The organism is Bacteroides hominis, assembly GCF_033042785.2.
GTDB lineage: Bacteria > Bacteroidota > Bacteroidia > Bacteroidales > Bacteroidaceae > Bacteroides > Bacteroides hominis.
This window is the reverse complement of the sequence record NZ_CP178829.1, coordinates 3,458,351-3,475,985: the sequence shown is the minus strand read 5'-3', so window position 1 is coordinate 3,475,985 and position 17,635 is coordinate 3,458,351. Positions and strand designations below refer to the sequence as shown.

Sequence of the window (17,635 nt, the reverse complement as noted above, 5' to 3'; positions counted from 1 at the left end):
TTATTTATTGGCTTGCTCAAGCAACTTCTTACCCTTTTCAATAGCTTCTTCTATCGTACCTACATTTAAGAATGCCGGTTCGGGCAGATAATCCACTTCACCGTCCAAAATCATCTTAAACCCTTTGATGGTGTCTTCAATAGAGACCATTGCTCCCGGCACACCGGTAAACTGTTCGGCTACAGTAAACGGCTGAGACAGGAAACGTTGTACCCTGCGCGCACGGTTCACAACCAAACGATCGGCATCGGACAGCTCCTCCATACCCAAGATGGAAATGATATCCTGCAATTCCTTGTTTCGTTGCAGAATCTGCTTCACACGCTGAGCCACATCATAATGCTCTTGCCCCACAATATGTGGGTCAAGGATACGAGAAGTAGATTCCAACGGGTCTACAGCCGGATAAATTCCGAGTTCAGTGATTTTTCGGCTCAATACAGTTGTTGCATCCAAGTGAGTAAAAGTGGTTGCCGGTGCAGGGTCGGTCAAGTCGTCAGCCGGCACATATACAGCCTGCACCGAAGTGATGGAGCCCGTCTTGGTTGAAGTGATTCGCTCTTGCATAGCACCCATTTCCGTAGCTAATGTAGGTTGATAACCTACGGCAGAAGGCATACGTCCTAACAAAGCTGAGACCTCGGATCCTGCCTGAGTAAAACGGAAAATATTATCAATGAAAAACAAGATATCCCTGGCACCCGACTTGGCCCCCATATCCCGGAAAGATTCGGCAACAGTCAGTCCCGACAGCGCAACCGAAGCACGTGCACCGGGAGGTTCATTCATTTGTCCGAACACCAATGTAGCCTGCGATTTCTCTACTTCGTTATAATCTACTTTCGAAAGGTCCCAGTGTCCTTTTTCCATACTTTCTTTAAAAGCCTCTCCATAACGGATTACACCCGATTCAATCATTTCACGAAGCAAGTCATTACCTTCACGGGTACGTTCTCCTACCCCGGCAAATACGGAAAAACCATTATGCTTCTTTGCAATGTTATTGATGAGTTCCATAATAAGTACCGTCTTACCTACTCCGGCACCACCAAACAGACCAATTTTACCTCCTTTTGAATAAGGTTCAAGCAGGTCGATCACCTTTATTCCGGTGAACAACACTTCCTGTACGGTGGTTAAATCTTCAAATTTTGGGGGATCACGGTGAATGGAATAAGCACCCTCACGATTGAGTTCTTTCATTCCGTCAATAGAATCGCCGACTACGTTCATCAAACGTCCTTTGATTTGTTCACCTACCGGCATTGTGATAGGACCTCCTGTAGGAAATACCTTCATCCCGCGTTGTAAGCCGTCGGTACTATCCATGGCCACGGTACGAACAGTATTTTCACCAATGTGTTGTTGTACTTCTACAATCAGCTTTTTGCCGTTGTGCCTTTTTATCTCCAATGCGTCGTGGATACTTGGCAATATCAAGTCCGATTCTGTACCTTCAAAATACACATCGACCACAGGGCCAATTACCTGAGAGATATGTCCTATAATCTGTGACATAAGCAATCTTTTTATATATTATTCTTCTAATACTCTAAAGCGTTATAGCATGGTAAGTCGCGTTTTTACCAGTTTCACTATTAACATAACGTTCGATATTCGGTTTTGTTCACACAGATAGTTAAACAAACAACTTCGCAAATGTAGAAACTTTTTTTTCCCGTTGTACCATTTTTCTATATTTTCTCTTTAGATAACATTCATTAAACTTACAGCAGCGTGAAAATGAACATTATTAGTGCCCTTTTTACTGTTATACAAAGCATGTTCAGGCAAATAGGCACTGTTCTCAATCTAACAAGGCGACCTATCAAGTTTTCAAGTACCTATAGTGTTTTCAGTCAATTAGTCAAATGTTAGATAGTACAACATGCAACGAGTTTTATATTGATAAAAGAGAGTTGTGTTTGAGAGTCATTTTTCGGTCTCTGCAGACTTAACCGGGCAGAGTATTAACAATTGCAAAAGAGCAGAAAAAGACAGAGGCATAGACTAATAAAAAGACAGGTCTCTGCCACCTCTTAAGCGACAAAGACCTGTTATTGGATTTTCAGAAAGAAACCTCCGTATTTAATATACCTCTACTTTATCAGCTATTCGTTTTGCCTTATCACGCAAAGCATCCAGATCAGAACCGTTCGGAGCATAACAGAGTACTACCCCCATACGGCGATTCACACGTGTATATGGCTTACCAAATATACGCAGATAGGTGTCCTCTTCTATGGTAACTTCCTCCATGCCTCTATACTGCGGACGTTCCTGGCTGGCAATCGGTGAAAGAATAACAGCACTCGCTCCTATTCTCTCCTGCTTTATACCCGGAATGGGTAATCCTAATACGGCACGTAAGTGAAGTTCAAATTCATTCAGGTTTTGTGTTCCCGCCAATGTTACCATTCCTGTATCGTGCGGACGCGGAGACAGTTCTGAGAAGTAAACCCCATTTTCATGACTCAGGAAGAATTCAACTCCCCATAATCCGGCACCGGTCAATGCGCGGGTTACTTTTTCAGCCATCTCTTCCGCTTCCTTCAGATGTGCCGGGTCAATGTGTGCGGGCTGAAAACTTTCACGATAGTCTCCTCCCTTCTGTACATGTCCGATAGGCGGACAAAATAGTGTCGGACCATTCTTCTGAGTTACCGTGAGCAAAGTTATTTCACTATCGAATTTGATAAACTCTTCAATAATCAGTTCACGAATATCTCCGCGGCTGCCGCTACAACCATACTCCCAGGCATGCTCCAACTCAGCAGCACTTTTTACCAGCGACTGCCCTTTGCCCGATGATGACATTAAAGGCTTCACAACACAGGGAAAACCTATCTTCGCAGCAGCTTCCTTCAATTCCTCCAACGATTTGGCATAATAGTATTTCGCAGTTTTCAGCCCCAATTCCTTAGCGGCCAAATCACGGATGGCTTTGCGGTTCATGGTATAATTCACTGCACGGGCACTCGGCACTACCTGAATGCCTTCCTTCTCGAAATCGTATAAACGTTCCGTGCGGATGGCTTCAATTTCGGGGACGATAATATCCGGCCGGTGTTTCTTTACAGTACGCTCCAGTTCTTCACCGTTCAGCATATCGAAAACTTCGTATTCATCGGCTACTTGCATAGCAGGTGCTCCGGCATACGAATCACAAGCAATGGTGTACTGACCTTTACGTTGAGCAGAAATTACAAATTCCTTTCCCAGTTCGCCCGATCCGAGTAAAAGTATTTTCTTCATGATTGAATATTTTAAGATATAATGACGCAAAAATACTACTTTTCTTCCAATAAATCCCGAACGAGCTACTAAATGATTGCAATAAAGGAAAGAAAAAGGGAACAGTATAAAAAATGATTAACAAGTAAAAGGTCTGCAAAACATATTCAAGAGAAAACTCTCCTCCTAAAAGAAGAATGGAGTATTTCCACTTCATAGAACATCACTGATTTTCAACCACTTAAAGCACACATAGAAAGGGATTATACGAAGTTAATATCGTATTTGCAGGAAGTTAACTTCTCGACTTTACGATATTAACTTCGTATAATTACGTTATTAACATCGTATACAACAGGATGTTAACTTCATAAACGGCATAAAATAATTTCTAATATAGAGACAAATACAAGAATGGGTGGCCAAAACAAAGTGTTAATTATTGGTCTAATTACACAAAAAAGAATATTTAAAAGGATGAAAAGAACCTAATATAGCATATTATCCGGAATTAATGCCTTACTTTGCAAAACCAAACAATAAGAGTTTTTTATTGGTCTAACTCTCACATGTATTTCCTCAATGTTCGCATTGAGAACTTTCATTTCTGATTTACACTTCCTAAAGCTTTATTGTTATTTTATTAATTTTTTATTTTTGTATATTTATGAATATGTACATTGGAAATCTTAGCTATAATGTTAAGGAGTCAGATTTGAGACAAGTTATGGAAGAGTATGGAACAGTAGAATCAGTAAAACTGATCACAGATCGCGAAACAAGAAGATCTAAAGGTTTTGCTTTTGTTGAAATGCCGGAATCTTCAGAAGCCAGCAATGCCATTAAAGAATTGAACGGAGCAGAATATGCCGGTCGTCCGATGGTAGTAAAAGAAGCTTTACCAAGAAACTGATCTGATAAGCAATAGAATAAGAGAAAAGGGATGTCAATTGACATCCCTTTTTATTTCTCCCTCGACTATTGGTGTTGTTCACGCAACAGATCATTTACCGTCTTCACCGGATTAAATGTAGAAAGCGGAACTTCCACAAATACCGTACTCCAATCACTCATGGCACCATTCCACAAGCCGGGAAGCTCAAGAGCTTTCAAGTCTTTACCACTCTTCGACTTATAAGATATGAAGCCTGTGGCTTTATCCACGTATCTTACCAGATCAAACTTATGTCCTTTGTAATCACGTACCGCACAAACCAAATCTACCGGATTGAAGTGGGTACCTTTCTCAAACATTTCTTTAGCTTCCGGATTATTCATATCGATCTGTGAACTTTCAAGGATTTGCAATGAAATCGTTCCGTCACTGTTATAAGCAAGGAACGGACCGCCACCCGGTTCACCCACATTCTTCACCATACCACAAACACGCATCGGGCGGTTCAATTTATTCTTCAGATAGATGACCAATTCAGCATCTTCCAGATCCTTCGTTTCTGGATTCTTGCAGAAAAGTTTCTTCTGCACAAATTGCAGAATATCCATTACCTGTTCGTGTGTGTAGCGGCCGCTATCCAAAAGTTCCAAATATTCAAAAGCCTGCTTCTGGAGGGATACCAGTACACCGGCAATCAATTTCTTATAAAGCACCGTATCACCTTTTAATCTGTCCGGAACGACATTGTCTATATTCTTAATAAAAATCACATCCGCATCCAAATCGTTCAGGTTCTCAATCAGTGCTCCATGACCACCGGGGCGGAACAAAAGCTTGCCATTATCGCGGAAAGGCTGGTTTTCCATATCAGCGGCAATCGTATCGGTACTTGGTTTCTGCTCGGAAAAACTAATATTATAATCTACTCCATAACGTTTGGCAAAGGCATCGGCTTTTTCGGCTACCAATGATTTAAAGAGTTCACGATGTTCGGTTGAAACAGTAAAGTGGACATTCACCTTTCCACTTTTACCGGCAGCGTACATAGCACCCTCCGCCAAATGTTCTTCAAGCGGAGTACGTGAGCCTTCTTCGTACTTATGGAACTTGAGCAAACCTTTCGGAAGTGCACCATAGTTTAATCCCGCTACGTTCAGCAATCCTGAAACAACTGCCTTGTAGTCGCCATCTGCAATCAAACCAGGAATATCTTTACCTTCTATCCTCATACAAGCAGTATTCAGATCATCATAGAAAGCAAATTTCTCAATTGAGGCAAAGAACGTTTGTTCGAACTTTGTAGTCGGCTCAGCATAGTCAGCATCCAGAAATTCAAAAAGATTTTTGAACATACGGCTGGCAGCACCCGAAGCGGGTACAAACTTTACAATCGTTTTGTCAGAATTGGTATAAGCATCCCAGGCTGCGAGATAAGCTTTCTGTTCTTCGGCATCGGGAGCCAAAATACCTTTTTCTACAGATGCGGCAGCATCTAATTTCAAATAAGGAAAGCCTTTTTGGAAACAAGTCAACTGTTCAGCGATTTGTACTTCCGAAATGCCTTTTTGGGCAAGCAATTCTTTGTCTTCAGGTGTTATCATACTATCTAATTTTATTAATTCATGCCCAAAAATACAAAAAAAGGAAGAGGACACCCTACAAAACCCGGAAAAAAACTATCTTTACCGACGATAAATTTGAGCTGCTTATGGAAAGAGATGAATTCTTTACGAAAGAAGAGAGAGAATTATTGTTCTCACTATACAAAAAACTACTGCGCCTCACCGGAGAAACCTTACAAAAAGGAGACTGCAGAAAGCTGAAAAAGCACCTTATCGACTCCACACAGAACAATGCGATGCAAAGGGACAGTTTCGGTCTGAATCCTGTCATCAAAGATATGCAGACTGCTGTAATCGTGGCCGAAGAAATCGGTATGAAACGGGCATCTATTCTGGGTATCATGTTACACACACCGGTGCGTTGTCACTCGTATACAATAGAATATATTCAACAGGAGTATGGCGAAGATGTAGCCGGAATTATCCGGGGACTCATTAAGATTAATGACCTTTACGATAAGAGTCCGACTATCGAATCGGAAAATTTCCGTAACCTGTTGTTGTCTTTTGCCGAAGACATGCGTGTGATCCTGATCATGATCGCCGACCGTGTAAACGTGATGCGGCAAATAAAGGATGCCGAGAATGACGAGGCCCGCAGACGAGTGGCTAATGAAGCCGCCTATCTGTACGCTCCGTTGGCTCACAAACTGGGATTGTATAAACTGAAATCGGAGCTGGAAGATTTGTCATTGAAGTACACCGAACATGACATTTATTACCACATCAAAGAGAAACTGAACGAGACGAAAAAGTCACGTGACCGTTATATTGCCAACTTCATCGCTCCGATACAACGGAAACTGGAGGAAGCGGGACTGCATTTTCACATGAAAGGACGCACCAAATCCATTCATTCCATCTATCAGAAAATGAAGAAACAGAAATGCCAGTTCGAAAACGTGTATGACTTATTTGCCATACGTATCATTCTGGAATCCCAGTTCGAAAAAGAAAAGCAGGAATGCTGGCAGGCTTACTCCATTGTGACGGATATGTATCAACCTAATCCGAAACGTCTGCGTGACTGGCTGTCGGTTCCCAAAAGCAATGGTTACGAATCATTGCACATTACTGTAATGGGGCCGGAAGGAAAATGGGTCGAAGTGCAAATCCGTACGGAACGTATGGACGAGATAGCCGAGCGCGGACTGGCCGCACATTGGAGATACAAAGGTGTGAAAGGTGAAAGCGGGCTGGACGAATGGCTGACTTCAATACGCGAAGCATTGGAGAATACAGAAAACGACCTGGAAATGATGGATCAGTTTAAACTGGATCTGTATGAAGACGAGGTATTTGTGTTTACGCCGAAAGGAGACCTCTTCAAACTGGCAAAAGGAGCTACGGTACTCGATTTCGCTTTCCACATTCACAGCAAATTGGGGTGTAAGTGCATCGGTGCAAAGGTAAACGGTAAAAATGTACAGCTGAGACAAAAGTTGAATAGCGGAGACCAGGTAGAGATTATGACATCGAACACACAGACTCCGAAACAGGACTGGCTGAACATTGTCACTACCTCAAAAGCCCGTACGAAGATCCGCCAGGCCCTGAAGGAAATGGTAGCACGCCAACACGATTTCGCCAAAGAAACATTGGAACGGAAATTCAAAAACCGGAAGATGGAATATGACGAAGCAGTAATGATGCGTCTGATCAAACGCCTGGGATTCAAGAATGTGACAGAGTTTTATCAGAATATTGCCGACGAAGTGCTTGACGTGAACGACATTCTGGATAAATACATCGAACAACAGAAACGGGACGGTGAACGTGATGAAGTGATCTACCGCAGTGCCGAAGAATACAACTTGCAAAACCAGATAGACGAAACCACTGTCACTAAAGAGGATGTACTCGTCATTGACCAAAACCTGAAAGGACTGGACTTCAAGTTGGCCAAATGTTGCAACCCCATATATGGAGACGACGTATTCGGATTTGTCACTGTATCCGGGGGGATCAAGATTCACCGCAACGACTGCCCCAATGCGGGACAGATGCGCGAACGCTTCGGATACCGTATTGTCAAAGCACGCTGGGCCGGAAAATCGGAAGGTACTCAATATCCGATCACACTCCGTGTAGTGGGTCATGATGACATCGGTATTGTGACCAATATCACCTCTATCATATCAAAAGAGAATGGCATCTCACTGCGTTCCATTGGAATTGATTCGAACGACGGACTCTTCTCGGGCACGCTGACCATTATGGTGAGTGACACCGGACGACTGGAGGCACTGATTAAAAAGCTACGCACAGTGAAAGGTGTAAAACAGGTTAGCAGAAACTGAGAATGGAAAAATTCAGTATAAAAAAAAGGATACAGAGCTTCGGATATGCCTGGAAAGGCATTCGGAGTTTTGTAAGCAAAGAGCATAATGCCTGGATACACTGTGTGGCAATCATCACAGTAACAATCGCCGGATTTTACTTCGGTATCACCCGGAACGAATGGATAGCCATCATACTTTGTTTCGGAATGGTATTGGCAGCGGAGGGATTCAATACAGCTATAGAAAGATTAGTCAACCTCGTATCCCCGGAACACAATCCGATTGCAGGTGATGTGAAAGATATTGCGGCAGGTGCAGTGCTGATATGTGCCATAGTTGCCGTCATCATAGGAGTCATTATCTTCATGCCTTATGTGCTTGCGGTTTTATTGTGCAACATGGGATAGACAATAAAAACGAACTCCGTAGTTTTGCGACAATTCATCACCAAACTACGGAGTCTGTTTTTCAGATATACATATATCGTTTATCTCACCTTCTTCCTTTTAAAATAAGGATATGTAATCAGGACAAAGAAAGCCAGAGCCACGATTGCCGCCAACAATCCTACCCGACAAACCACATGTTCATTAGCTGTGAGATGTAAGTGACAGGCAGATGCAATACCTAAGCCGACTCCAAGTTCCCATGCAAGTAAATGAGTCGTATTGGCCGTGCCACGCTGGCAATGTTGAGACAGCTTGACAAACATCATCAAGAATTCCGGAGTAACCAATCCAAGTCCTAATCCCATCAATATCGCTGCCGGGACATTCCAACCGGTTTCAGGAGAAAACAACAAAGCCATCGCTCCGATCATAGTTATCAACCCGGTGACTATCTGCAGCCATATCTTGTTATCATAACGGAAAAACAGTCTCACCACCATTACTGACAAGAGAAAACCGACTCCGGCCAAAGCAAAGAAAGGTATCAGTTCACCTCCTACCGGCACATCACTTGGCGCACCGGCAAGCACAGGAAGCAACAATCCGGGCACAAAAGCGATCAACATCAGGTTAAATGCCGGAATAAATCCACGGGGAAGCAGAAAACGGTCCATCGAACAAACTTTCATCCCTATTGGTGCACGGAAAGGTACATATACCCTCGACACAAACAGCATTCCCAAGGCTCCCGATGCGACAGAAACATATAACAGAGTTTCAAAGCCATGTGTCCGGAATAAAAACACTCCCAACGCTGTCCCTATAATCATCCCCAGACGTGCTGCCCAAGAAAAGACTACATTGCCGGCACTGCGAAAAGTGGAATTGGTGACATCAATGGCCAATGTAATGCCTGCCGTAGCAGCCATTCCAAAGGAGATTCCCTGTACCAAGCAAAGCAACAACAGATGTGTGGCACTTTGCACAAGTGTGTAACCGGCAGTCGCCGCTACCATTATCCCAAACGAAAGCATACATATATATTTTCGCTTATAGACATCGACCAGATACGCATGAAACGGGCCGATAAAAAACATGGCAAGCGTAAAAAGTATATATATTCCCCCCGTCTGACTGACTGGCACGCCCAAACGTGAAGCCATCACTACCGGAAGCACAGGGTACAACAGGTACAGGGATATGAACAACAATAAATTAGCAAGGCATATCCGCATAAAATGCAATGTCCATAATTTAGTTGCCATACGACAATTAATATTGTTCTTTCTCGTTCGGGAAATCGCAGTTCTTTACGTCCGAAACATAGTGGCTGATTGCATCAGTCATCACCGTATAGAGGTCGGCATAACGACGAAGGAAACGGGGACGGAAACCATTGTTCATACCCAACATGTCCTGAATAACCAATACCTGTCCGTCTACATCGCCACCGGCACCAATGCCGATAACCGGAATAGTCAGTTCGCTTGCAACGCGGGCAGCCAATGCTGCGGGAATTTTCTCAAGCACAAGCCCGAAACATCCGGCTTCTTCAAGCAGATGTGCATCACGAATCAGCTTCTCTGCTTCTGCATCATCTTTGGCACGAACGGTATATGTACCGTATTTATTGATAGATTGCGGCATCAGTCCGAGATGTCCCATCACCGGAATACCGGCACTCAGGATACGCTTTACAGTGTCGAGAATCTCTTCGCCGCCTTCCAGTTTCAAAGCATCAGCGTGGCTCTCTTTCATAATACGGATAGCCGAAGCAAGCCCTTCCATCTCATTTCCCTGATAAGAACCAAAAGGCATGTCAACTACTACCATTGCACGCTTCACACCGCGCACAACCGATTTACCATGATAAATCATTTGATCGAGAGTAATAGGAAGTGTAGTTACATTGCCTGCCATCACATTTGATGCAGAATCGCCTACAAGGATAACATCGATACCGGCACCGTCTACAATCTGCGCCATAGTATAGTCATACGAAGTAAGCATAGATATTTTTTCGCCTCTTTGCTTCATTTCGATCAGGCGATGAGTCGTCACTTTTCTTGTGTCATCTGATATATAACCAGCCATATCCAATCTTTTTAAATTAAAAATCGGGCGCAAAGGTATAACTTTTAATTCATACCATACAAGTAAAAGCGAATAAATTAGCGCGTCCGCATTAAAAGGTCAGCAACCATTTTTGCAGTTCATCAGTCCATAACTTCTTATATATGAAGCTATCACGAAATCCGAAGCTATGTCCGCCTTCCGGATAAATATGCAGTCCGGCAGAAACCCCATGTTTCAATAATGCTGTATAATAGACAATACTGTTGAGAGGAGATACCGCCTGATCATCCTCAGCCAAAACAATGAATGTACGAGGAGTATCGGCTGTGACATGAAGTTCAAGAGATAATGTCTCTTTCAGACTTTCCGGAATAGTTTCTCCCAACATACGTCCGCGTGAAGGCAAATGGGTCAGTCGGTCGTTCATGCTGATAACAGGATAAAGCAATACCTGAAAGTCGGGGCGGTCGGTCCCGGTATAAAGAGTTGCGGCAGTAGCAGCAATATAGCCTCCGATAGAAGCTCCCATAACACCCAGTTGATGGATTCCCCACTCTGCCGACTGGCGGCGGATCAGGCGAATCGCTTCACGAATATCTTCACGAATCACTTCAACATCACCATGAGGCATGCGATAATTCAGTACGGCATATGTGATACCCAGATTATTAAACCATACGGCAAAATCGCGACCTTCATGATCTGAAGCTACTTGATTGAATCCGCCACCGGGACACATAATAATGGCTTTACCTCCTGGCTTACGAGCCGGATAAACCCAAAGAGTAGCCGAAAAAGCATCTTTTCCTAATGAATATTCAATAAAACTCTGTTCCATAACTTTATTCCTTATTATTTAATTTCCTGAATCATCTTTTTCACTATGCCCGGCCCTTCGTAAATAAACGAAGAATAGATTTGTATCAGATTGGCCCCCGCATCCAACATTCGACGGGCATCGGGGGGAGTAATAATTCCGCCTGCCCCTACTATCAAAAGGCTTTTTCCGGCATGGGCACGCAAATAGCCGATGGCTTTTAATGACTTCTCCCCTATCCCGCGTCCACTGACTCCACCGGCTCCGATCTTCTGCAATTGTGCAGGCGAATAACCTTTTAAACAAGTACGCTCCATGGTCGGCCCGGTAGCTATCACTCCATCTACCCGGTACAGACGAGTACAGTCGATCACATCATCCATTCCTTCTTCTGTTATATCGGCAGGAAGTTTGAGAAGTACCGGAACATGTATATTCTGTTCCAGACGAAAAGCAGCCAGCGTTTTGAGTACCCGCTTCATCAGAGCAATATCCACCGATCCCCAATTAAGCGTGAAATAGCCGGCATAAGGATATAACTCTTTGTATAAATGCAAAAAGTCCGCCACAGCTTGTTCGCCTTCCGAAGAGGGATTCTTATTGATATTTACACCTAAAACATATGAACCGTGTTTCTGTTCAAGACGGCGTTTAATAATATCCAATCCAGGATTATTGAAACCTGTACGGGAAATTAAAGATTCACACTGAGGTAAGCGAAAAATACGGGGACGGGGATTTCCATCCTGGGCATCGGGAGTGACAGTACCGACTTCAATAAATCCGAAACCATAATCGGCCAATTCATCAAAAACCTCGGCACCTTTATCGAAACCGGCCGACAGGCCGATACGGTTTCGGAAAGTAAGATGGTTCCATATCAACTGTTTGTCGGAACAAGTATAGAGATGACGTATCCAGCATTTGCACCATGGCAAATGCCGGTAACATTTTAGGAAGGAAACCAACAAGGTGTGTACCTTTTCGGGTTCCATCAGAAATAAAACAGGGCGAATCGTTTGCTTATACATGATTTTCTCTCTTTTTTTAATACCATGCAAAGCTAAGGGATTCTTCCCTGAGATACTATTCAATCTTTCTTATCAGATATAACGTGAAGTTATAGTCAGCAGCTTTTCGTAAGTCATTCCTTTGAAATCGTCTATCACATAGTCTGCCTTATCAGCAATAGCTTCGCGTGGATTTGTAGTTGCCAATCCGACAACAGTGGCACCGGATGCTCTGCCGGCCTGTAAACCATGAAATGAATCTTCGAACACATAGGAATCTTTTGAATCGGAACCGAAAATCGTCATTCCCAATAAGAAACATTCCGGATCGGGTTTAGAACGTTTAAAACGCTCAGCAGTCAATATTTCATCAAAAAGGGATTTAAACTCGGGATGTGCACGATAAACATTCTCCATTTTAGCTGTATTGGAACTGGTGACCAAGGCTATTTTTACACCATGCTGACGCAGATCTGCTATAAACTCAACTATTCCGGGAACATAGTCATAACTCATTTCTATTTCAAAACGATTCAATGCCTCGGTTATGTCCCTTTGTTTCTCCGGTTCTCCTGCAAAGTATTTATCATAAATCTGTACCAGCGTCTGACCTTTAACCTTGGAACCGAAGTTTTCATCGTTTACGTACTTTTGTCCCATTTCATTCCAGAAAACAGTATATTGTCCTTCTGTATCGACAATTACACCATCACAATCGAATAATGCGGTAATCTTCTTTGTTGTATCCATAAACATTCTTTTACCTGTTTGTTAAACTCTGTGGGCAAAGTTCAGAATAATCATCGAATCAGGCAAATTATTTGTACCTTTGCCGCACTTAAAAATATGTAACGCTTCACTATATGGCACAACAAACCGATCCTCGTATACTGGGCACAGAACCTATTGGCAAACTTCTGTTACAATACTCCATCCCGGCCATCATCGGAATGACTATTACGTCACTTTATAATATCATCGACAGCATTTTCATCGGGCACGGTGTCGGTCCCATGGCTATCTCCGGACTGGCTATCACTTTTCCGCTAATGAATCTGGTCGTGGCCTTCTGCGTGCTGATCTCTGCAGGTGGCGCCACCATCTCCTCCATACGCCTGGGGCAAAAAGACATCAAGGGAGCAACCGATGTTTTGGGAAATACATTAATGCTTTGCCTGACGAATGCAGTGCTGTTCGGCGGACTGGCTTATCTGTTTCTGGACCCGATATTGTTTTTCTTCGGTGCCAGTAGCGGCACACTTCCCTATGCCCGCGATTTTATGCAGGTAATTCTTCTGGGAACTCCCATCACCTATACCATGATCGGACTTAACAACGTGATGCGTGCCACCGGATATCCGAGAAAGGCAATGCTGACATCATTGGTGACGGTTATAGCGAATGTTATCATCGCCCCTGTCTTCATTTTCCATTTCGGTTGGGGAATTCGGGGAGCTGCCATGGCCACAGTCCTGTCACAGTTTATCGGAATGATATGGGTAGTAAGCCACTTCCGTAACAAAGAGAGTTTCGTTCATTTTATGCCGGGCTTCTGGAAGATGAAGAAACGCATCATCGGCAGCATTTTCTCTATAGGAATGTCTCCCTTCGCCATGAATGTCACGGCATGTATCATCGTCATCCTCATTAATAATAGTTTGCAAAAATACGGTGGTGATATGGCTATCGGTGCCTACGGTATCATTAACCGACTACTGATGCTGTATGTGATGGTAGTTATGGGATTAACAATGGGAATGCAACCCATCGTCGGATACAATTATGGTGCACAGAAGATTGACCGCGTGAAACATACGCTCCGTCTGGGTATCATCGTCGGTGTATTGATTACGAGCAGCGGCTTCGTTATCTGTGAACTTTTTCCGCATACAGTTTCGGCTATCTTTACCGACAGCGATGAACTGATTGACATGGCATCGTCCGGACTACGCATTTGCACGTTGATGTTCCCGTTCGTAGGTGCACAAATCGTTATATCAAACTTCTTCCAGAGTATAGGGATGGCTAAGATCAGTATCTTCCTGTCACTCTCACGCCAGTTAGTATACCTGCTTCCGGGATTACTTTTGCTTCCCCCTTTATATGGTGTAAAGGGAGTATGGATCAGCATGCCTGTCTCTGACGGATTGGCTTTCATAACAGCGGTAGTGATTTTGATGGTATATATTAAAAAGGTAAAAGAGAAAGCATCCGGACAGAGCCTCTAACCCTATGAAACAGAGGCTTGGTATAGATACGACAGAGGCTCAGTTTCAGTGAAACCGAGCCTCTGTCGTATAGTCTTGAAACATTACTCAGATTTAATGCTGTTCACCGGATTTTCGTTGGCCACTTTCCATGCCCGTAGCATTACGCTGACAACAATCAACAGCAACACAACCAATGCTATGCTGAGGTACAACCAGACACTGGGGACAATGGCATCGCTAAACTGCTCAAGCCATTTACCACCGACAAACCAGGCTGCTGCTGCACCCAATAGTACAGCAGGCAAGGCTGTCCAGAAAATATCTCTTGAAAGAAGTTGCAAAACATCTCCGGCCTCAGCCCCATTTACTTTACGGATCGCAATCTCTTTACTACGACGACTGACTTCATCGTTAGTATAGCCGAAAAGTCCCATCAAGGTAATCAGCAGGATGGAAATAGAAGCAATGATTACCGAATCGCGGAAACGACGAATCGCTTCGTATTGCTGATCGATTATTTCCTGCAAAGGGATAAACACAATATCCTTCGTAGTAAACAGTTCTCCCATCTTTTGATTGAGAGCTTTCAAATTTTGATCGAATGGTTCTTTCAAACGTACATGGGGAGCTCCGGAAGCAAAGGGACTGCTGATATACATCACTATATCCTGAGGAGTATATGCACTTCGTATCGGAAAATCCTTTGCGACTCCCACAACAGGAAGAGAAGTCCCAATATTGACCTGTTTACCTACCGCACTGTCTTCCCAATGCATCTTCCGCACAAATTCTTCATTTACAATAGCCTGTTTGGGAGAATCAAAATTTTTACCATCAATAAGCTGAACTCCCATCATTGACAAAAAATGGTAATCGCACATTGAAGTATGTGCATCGAAAAGCAACTTTCCTGTACTGTTGTAGACACTGAAACCACTATAGTAATCGGAAATAGGAAACCAGGCAAAAGCAACATCTTCTACCATCGGCAAACGACGTATATCAGAACGGGCATTATCAACTTCGTCATCGCTGAAGTAACACCTCGCAACAGCTATCCGTTCAGGATTATAATTCAACTCACGATTCATCACACTATAGTATTGAAACAATACAACTGCCAATAAACCAAAGACAAAAGGTACTCCGGCAAACTGAACAAAAAGTAACGGGCGCTTCCAGGTTGTCTTCCGTTCGGTATAACGACGAAAAACCTGACTCACCGGAATAGACGAAAACATATATCCGGGTATCACTCCTGCCACGAAAAAAACAACTGCTATCACAAGCAAAGGCACCCATAAGGTCTCCCAAGTGAAAAGTGCACCGACCGAGGCGTTCAGCGTATCCTGAATCAGTTCCCTAAGATTCAGAATCAACAGGCCGACCAATACGAGTGCAGACAATATAATAAACATGGTTTCCCATAAAAACATACCGAATATGTTACCATCACTGGCCCCACTGCATTTATGGACTCCCACTGCTTTTGCACGACGTGCCAATGACGATACGGAAATCAATACATAGTTCAAAGCAGCTATCAATAAAATGGCAAAAGCAAGAACCGACATGATAAGCACCATTTTTCTTACATCCGGCTGACTACTGTGGTACTCAGATATAGGTTGAAAAGAATACTCTTCAGAAAAACCATCCTTCCCCTGCGGAAGATACTTTTTCTGCATTTCCGGTAACCGTCCGGCAACCCTCTCAGGAGCTTCCGTATCATTATGGAAACGAACCACCCCCATGTAACTGATATCATATCCCCAACCGGCACGATCCTCTCCCATCCGCTTATACAAAGTGGCAAACGATACGATTACATCATATTTCAGGTCTGTATTCTCCGGCTGATCGGCAAATACTCCCCGTACAGTGACCAGATAGTTCTTTTCCCATAACATGGTTTGCCCGATAGGGTCTGCATCACCAAAGACACGTCGTGCCAATGATTCATTAATGAAAATAGCGTCGGGAGCCACTAAATCAGCTTTGTTCCCTTTCAACACTTCTACCCCCATAGTTGGGAGGAAGTGATCGTCTGCATAAATAGTCTGCTGTTGATCAAAACGTTCGTTTCCTTTAAAAAATATTTGCTGACCAACATTACGCAGCACAGTAGCCTCTTCCACCTCATCAGGAAAGTTCTCCCGGATAGCAGCAGGCATTGCACCATAAATATAAGGACTTGGCTTCTCCTGCTTTCCTTCATAGGAGTAAGAAGCCTGTATCAGAAACAGGTTTCTTGACTCCGGATAAAAATGGTCATAACTCAGTTCAAACGCGACCCGGGCAAACAGTAGAAGTCCGACAAACAGTCCCAAAGTTAACGAAATAATCTTAATGACATTTGAACTGCGTCCACGGACTAAGGTCCGAATGGTATAATATATGTGTCTTAGCATATTGATCTTTATTAAGCCTTTACACTTGCCACCACGCTACCGTCAAACAGATGCACCGTGCGATGGGCAAATGAAGCATCATGTTGGGAGTGGGTCACCATAATAATTGTTGTTCCCTCTTTATTCAATTCGGTCAACAGATTCATTACCTCCGCACCATTCTTGGAATCAAGGTTACCCGTCGGTTCGTCAGCAAGAATCAATTTCGGGTTAGTCACAACTGCACGGGCTATAGCCACGCGTTGTTGTTGTCCACCGGAGAGTTGCTGTGGGAAATGCTTGGCACGATGACTAATATTCATCCGGCGCAGCATATCTTCTACCATCTGACGCCGTTCAGAAGATTTTATACCCAAATAAGTGAGAGGAAGTTCCACATTCTCGTAAACATTCAATTCATCTATCAAATTGAAACTCTGGAAGACAAAGCCCAGTTTACCCTTACGTACCCGCGTACGCTCCTTCTCCTGAAGAGTAGCTACCTCCTGCCCCATCAACTGATAAGAACCTTCTGTCGGGTTATCAAGTAATCCCAAAATATTGAGCAACGTAGACTTGCCGCAACCGGAAGGTCCCATAATGGCAACAAACTCGCCCTCCTCTATATCCAGGCTCACATGGTTTAACGCTACGGTTTCTACTTCAGAAGTACGAAAGACTTTACTAATGTCATTAATCTGTATCATAAT

Annotated in this window: 14 protein-coding genes; 4 read left to right on the top strand and 10 right to left on the bottom strand. The window is 43.5% G+C overall.

Going from position 1 to position 17,635, the window contains the following annotated elements; translation table 11 throughout:
• Together atpD and purT are read right to left on the bottom strand one after the other, a co-directional pair.
• Complete coding sequence (atpD, locus tag R3O62_RS14495) at nucleotides 1-1,518, bottom strand: F0F1 ATP synthase subunit beta (protein WP_005777517.1); 1,518 nt, start codon at nucleotides 1,516-1,518, stop codon at nucleotides 1-3.
• 570 nt (nucleotides 1,519-2,088) lie between these two features.
• Nucleotides 2,089-3,255, bottom strand: a complete 1,167-nt coding sequence (purT, locus tag R3O62_RS14490; RefSeq protein ID WP_122143336.1) for a formate-dependent phosphoribosylglycinamide formyltransferase — start codon at nucleotides 3,253-3,255, stop codon at nucleotides 2,089-2,091.
• Between the two features lie 646 nt (nucleotides 3,256-3,901).
• Between purT and R3O62_RS14485 the strand changes: the two genes are divergently transcribed.
• The gene (locus R3O62_RS14485) at nucleotides 3,902-4,147 is read left to right on the top strand and encodes an RNA recognition motif domain-containing protein (protein WP_005805721.1); all 246 of its coding nucleotides are present in this window, start codon (nucleotides 3,902-3,904) and stop codon (nucleotides 4,145-4,147) included.
• Nucleotides 4,148-4,212: 65 nt separating this feature from the next.
• Here R3O62_RS14485 and R3O62_RS14480 read toward each other — a convergent pair whose 3' ends face one another.
• Nucleotides 4,213-5,730 (bottom strand): DUF4301 family protein, encoded by a 1,518-nt coding sequence (locus R3O62_RS14480; RefSeq protein ID WP_005777505.1) that lies wholly within the window; start codon nucleotides 5,728-5,730, stop codon nucleotides 4,213-4,215.
• Nucleotides 5,731-5,837: 107 nt separating this feature from the next.
• On the opposite strand from R3O62_RS14480, the gene R3O62_RS14475 reads away from it, so the two are divergent.
• Both R3O62_RS14475 and R3O62_RS14470 read left to right on the top strand, forming a co-directional pair.
• A complete protein-coding gene (locus tag R3O62_RS14475) occupies nucleotides 5,838-8,051 on the top strand; it encodes a RelA/SpoT family protein (protein WP_005805717.1) in 2,214 nt (737 codons plus the stop codon).
• A 2-nt stretch (nucleotides 8,052-8,053) separates the two neighbouring features.
• Nucleotides 8,054-8,440 (top strand): diacylglycerol kinase family protein, encoded by a 387-nt coding sequence (locus R3O62_RS14470; protein WP_005777501.1) that lies wholly within the window; start codon nucleotides 8,054-8,056, stop codon nucleotides 8,438-8,440.
• Nucleotides 8,441-8,520: 80 nt separating this feature from the next.
• On the opposite strand, the gene R3O62_RS14465 is transcribed toward R3O62_RS14470, so the two are convergent.
• From R3O62_RS14465 to R3O62_RS14445, 5 genes are all read right to left on the bottom strand, one after another.
• Nucleotides 8,521-9,687 (bottom strand): MFS transporter, encoded by a 1,167-nt coding sequence (locus tag R3O62_RS14465; RefSeq protein ID WP_005777500.1) that lies wholly within the window; start codon nucleotides 9,685-9,687, stop codon nucleotides 8,521-8,523.
• Nucleotides 9,688-9,694: 7 nt separating this feature from the next.
• A complete protein-coding gene (panB, locus tag R3O62_RS14460) occupies nucleotides 9,695-10,516 on the bottom strand; it encodes a 3-methyl-2-oxobutanoate hydroxymethyltransferase (RefSeq protein ID WP_005777498.1) in 822 nt (273 codons plus the stop codon).
• A 91-nt stretch (nucleotides 10,517-10,607) separates the two neighbouring features.
• On the bottom strand, nucleotides 10,608-11,336 hold the full coding sequence (locus R3O62_RS14455; RefSeq protein ID WP_032536053.1) for an alpha/beta hydrolase: 729 nt from the start codon (nucleotides 11,334-11,336) through the stop codon (nucleotides 10,608-10,610).
• Nucleotides 11,337-11,350: 14 nt separating this feature from the next.
• A complete protein-coding gene (locus R3O62_RS14450; protein WP_317472566.1) occupies nucleotides 11,351-12,346 on the bottom strand; it encodes a quinone-dependent dihydroorotate dehydrogenase in 996 nt (331 codons plus the stop codon).
• Between the two features lie 72 nt (nucleotides 12,347-12,418).
• Complete coding sequence (locus R3O62_RS14445; RefSeq protein ID WP_080546188.1) at nucleotides 12,419-13,081, bottom strand: HAD family hydrolase; 663 nt, start codon at nucleotides 13,079-13,081, stop codon at nucleotides 12,419-12,421.
• A 107-nt stretch (nucleotides 13,082-13,188) separates the two neighbouring features.
• On the opposite strand from R3O62_RS14445, the gene R3O62_RS14440 reads away from it, so the two are divergent.
• Nucleotides 13,189-14,553 (top strand): MATE family efflux transporter, encoded by a 1,365-nt coding sequence (locus R3O62_RS14440; RefSeq protein WP_022011727.1) that lies wholly within the window; start codon nucleotides 13,189-13,191, stop codon nucleotides 14,551-14,553.
• Nucleotides 14,554-14,636: 83 nt separating this feature from the next.
• On the opposite strand, the gene R3O62_RS14435 is transcribed toward R3O62_RS14440, so the two are convergent.
• Together R3O62_RS14435 and R3O62_RS14430 are read right to left on the bottom strand one after the other, a co-directional pair.
• Entirely contained in the window at nucleotides 14,637-16,946 is a 2,310-nt protein-coding gene (locus R3O62_RS14435; protein WP_317472567.1) for an ABC transporter permease, read from the bottom strand.
• Nucleotides 16,947-16,957: 11 nt separating this feature from the next.
• The gene (locus R3O62_RS14430) at nucleotides 16,958-17,632 is read right to left on the bottom strand and encodes an ABC transporter ATP-binding protein (RefSeq protein WP_005805698.1); all 675 of its coding nucleotides are present in this window, start codon (nucleotides 17,630-17,632) and stop codon (nucleotides 16,958-16,960) included.
• Nucleotides 17,633-17,635: the final 3 nt, after the last annotated feature.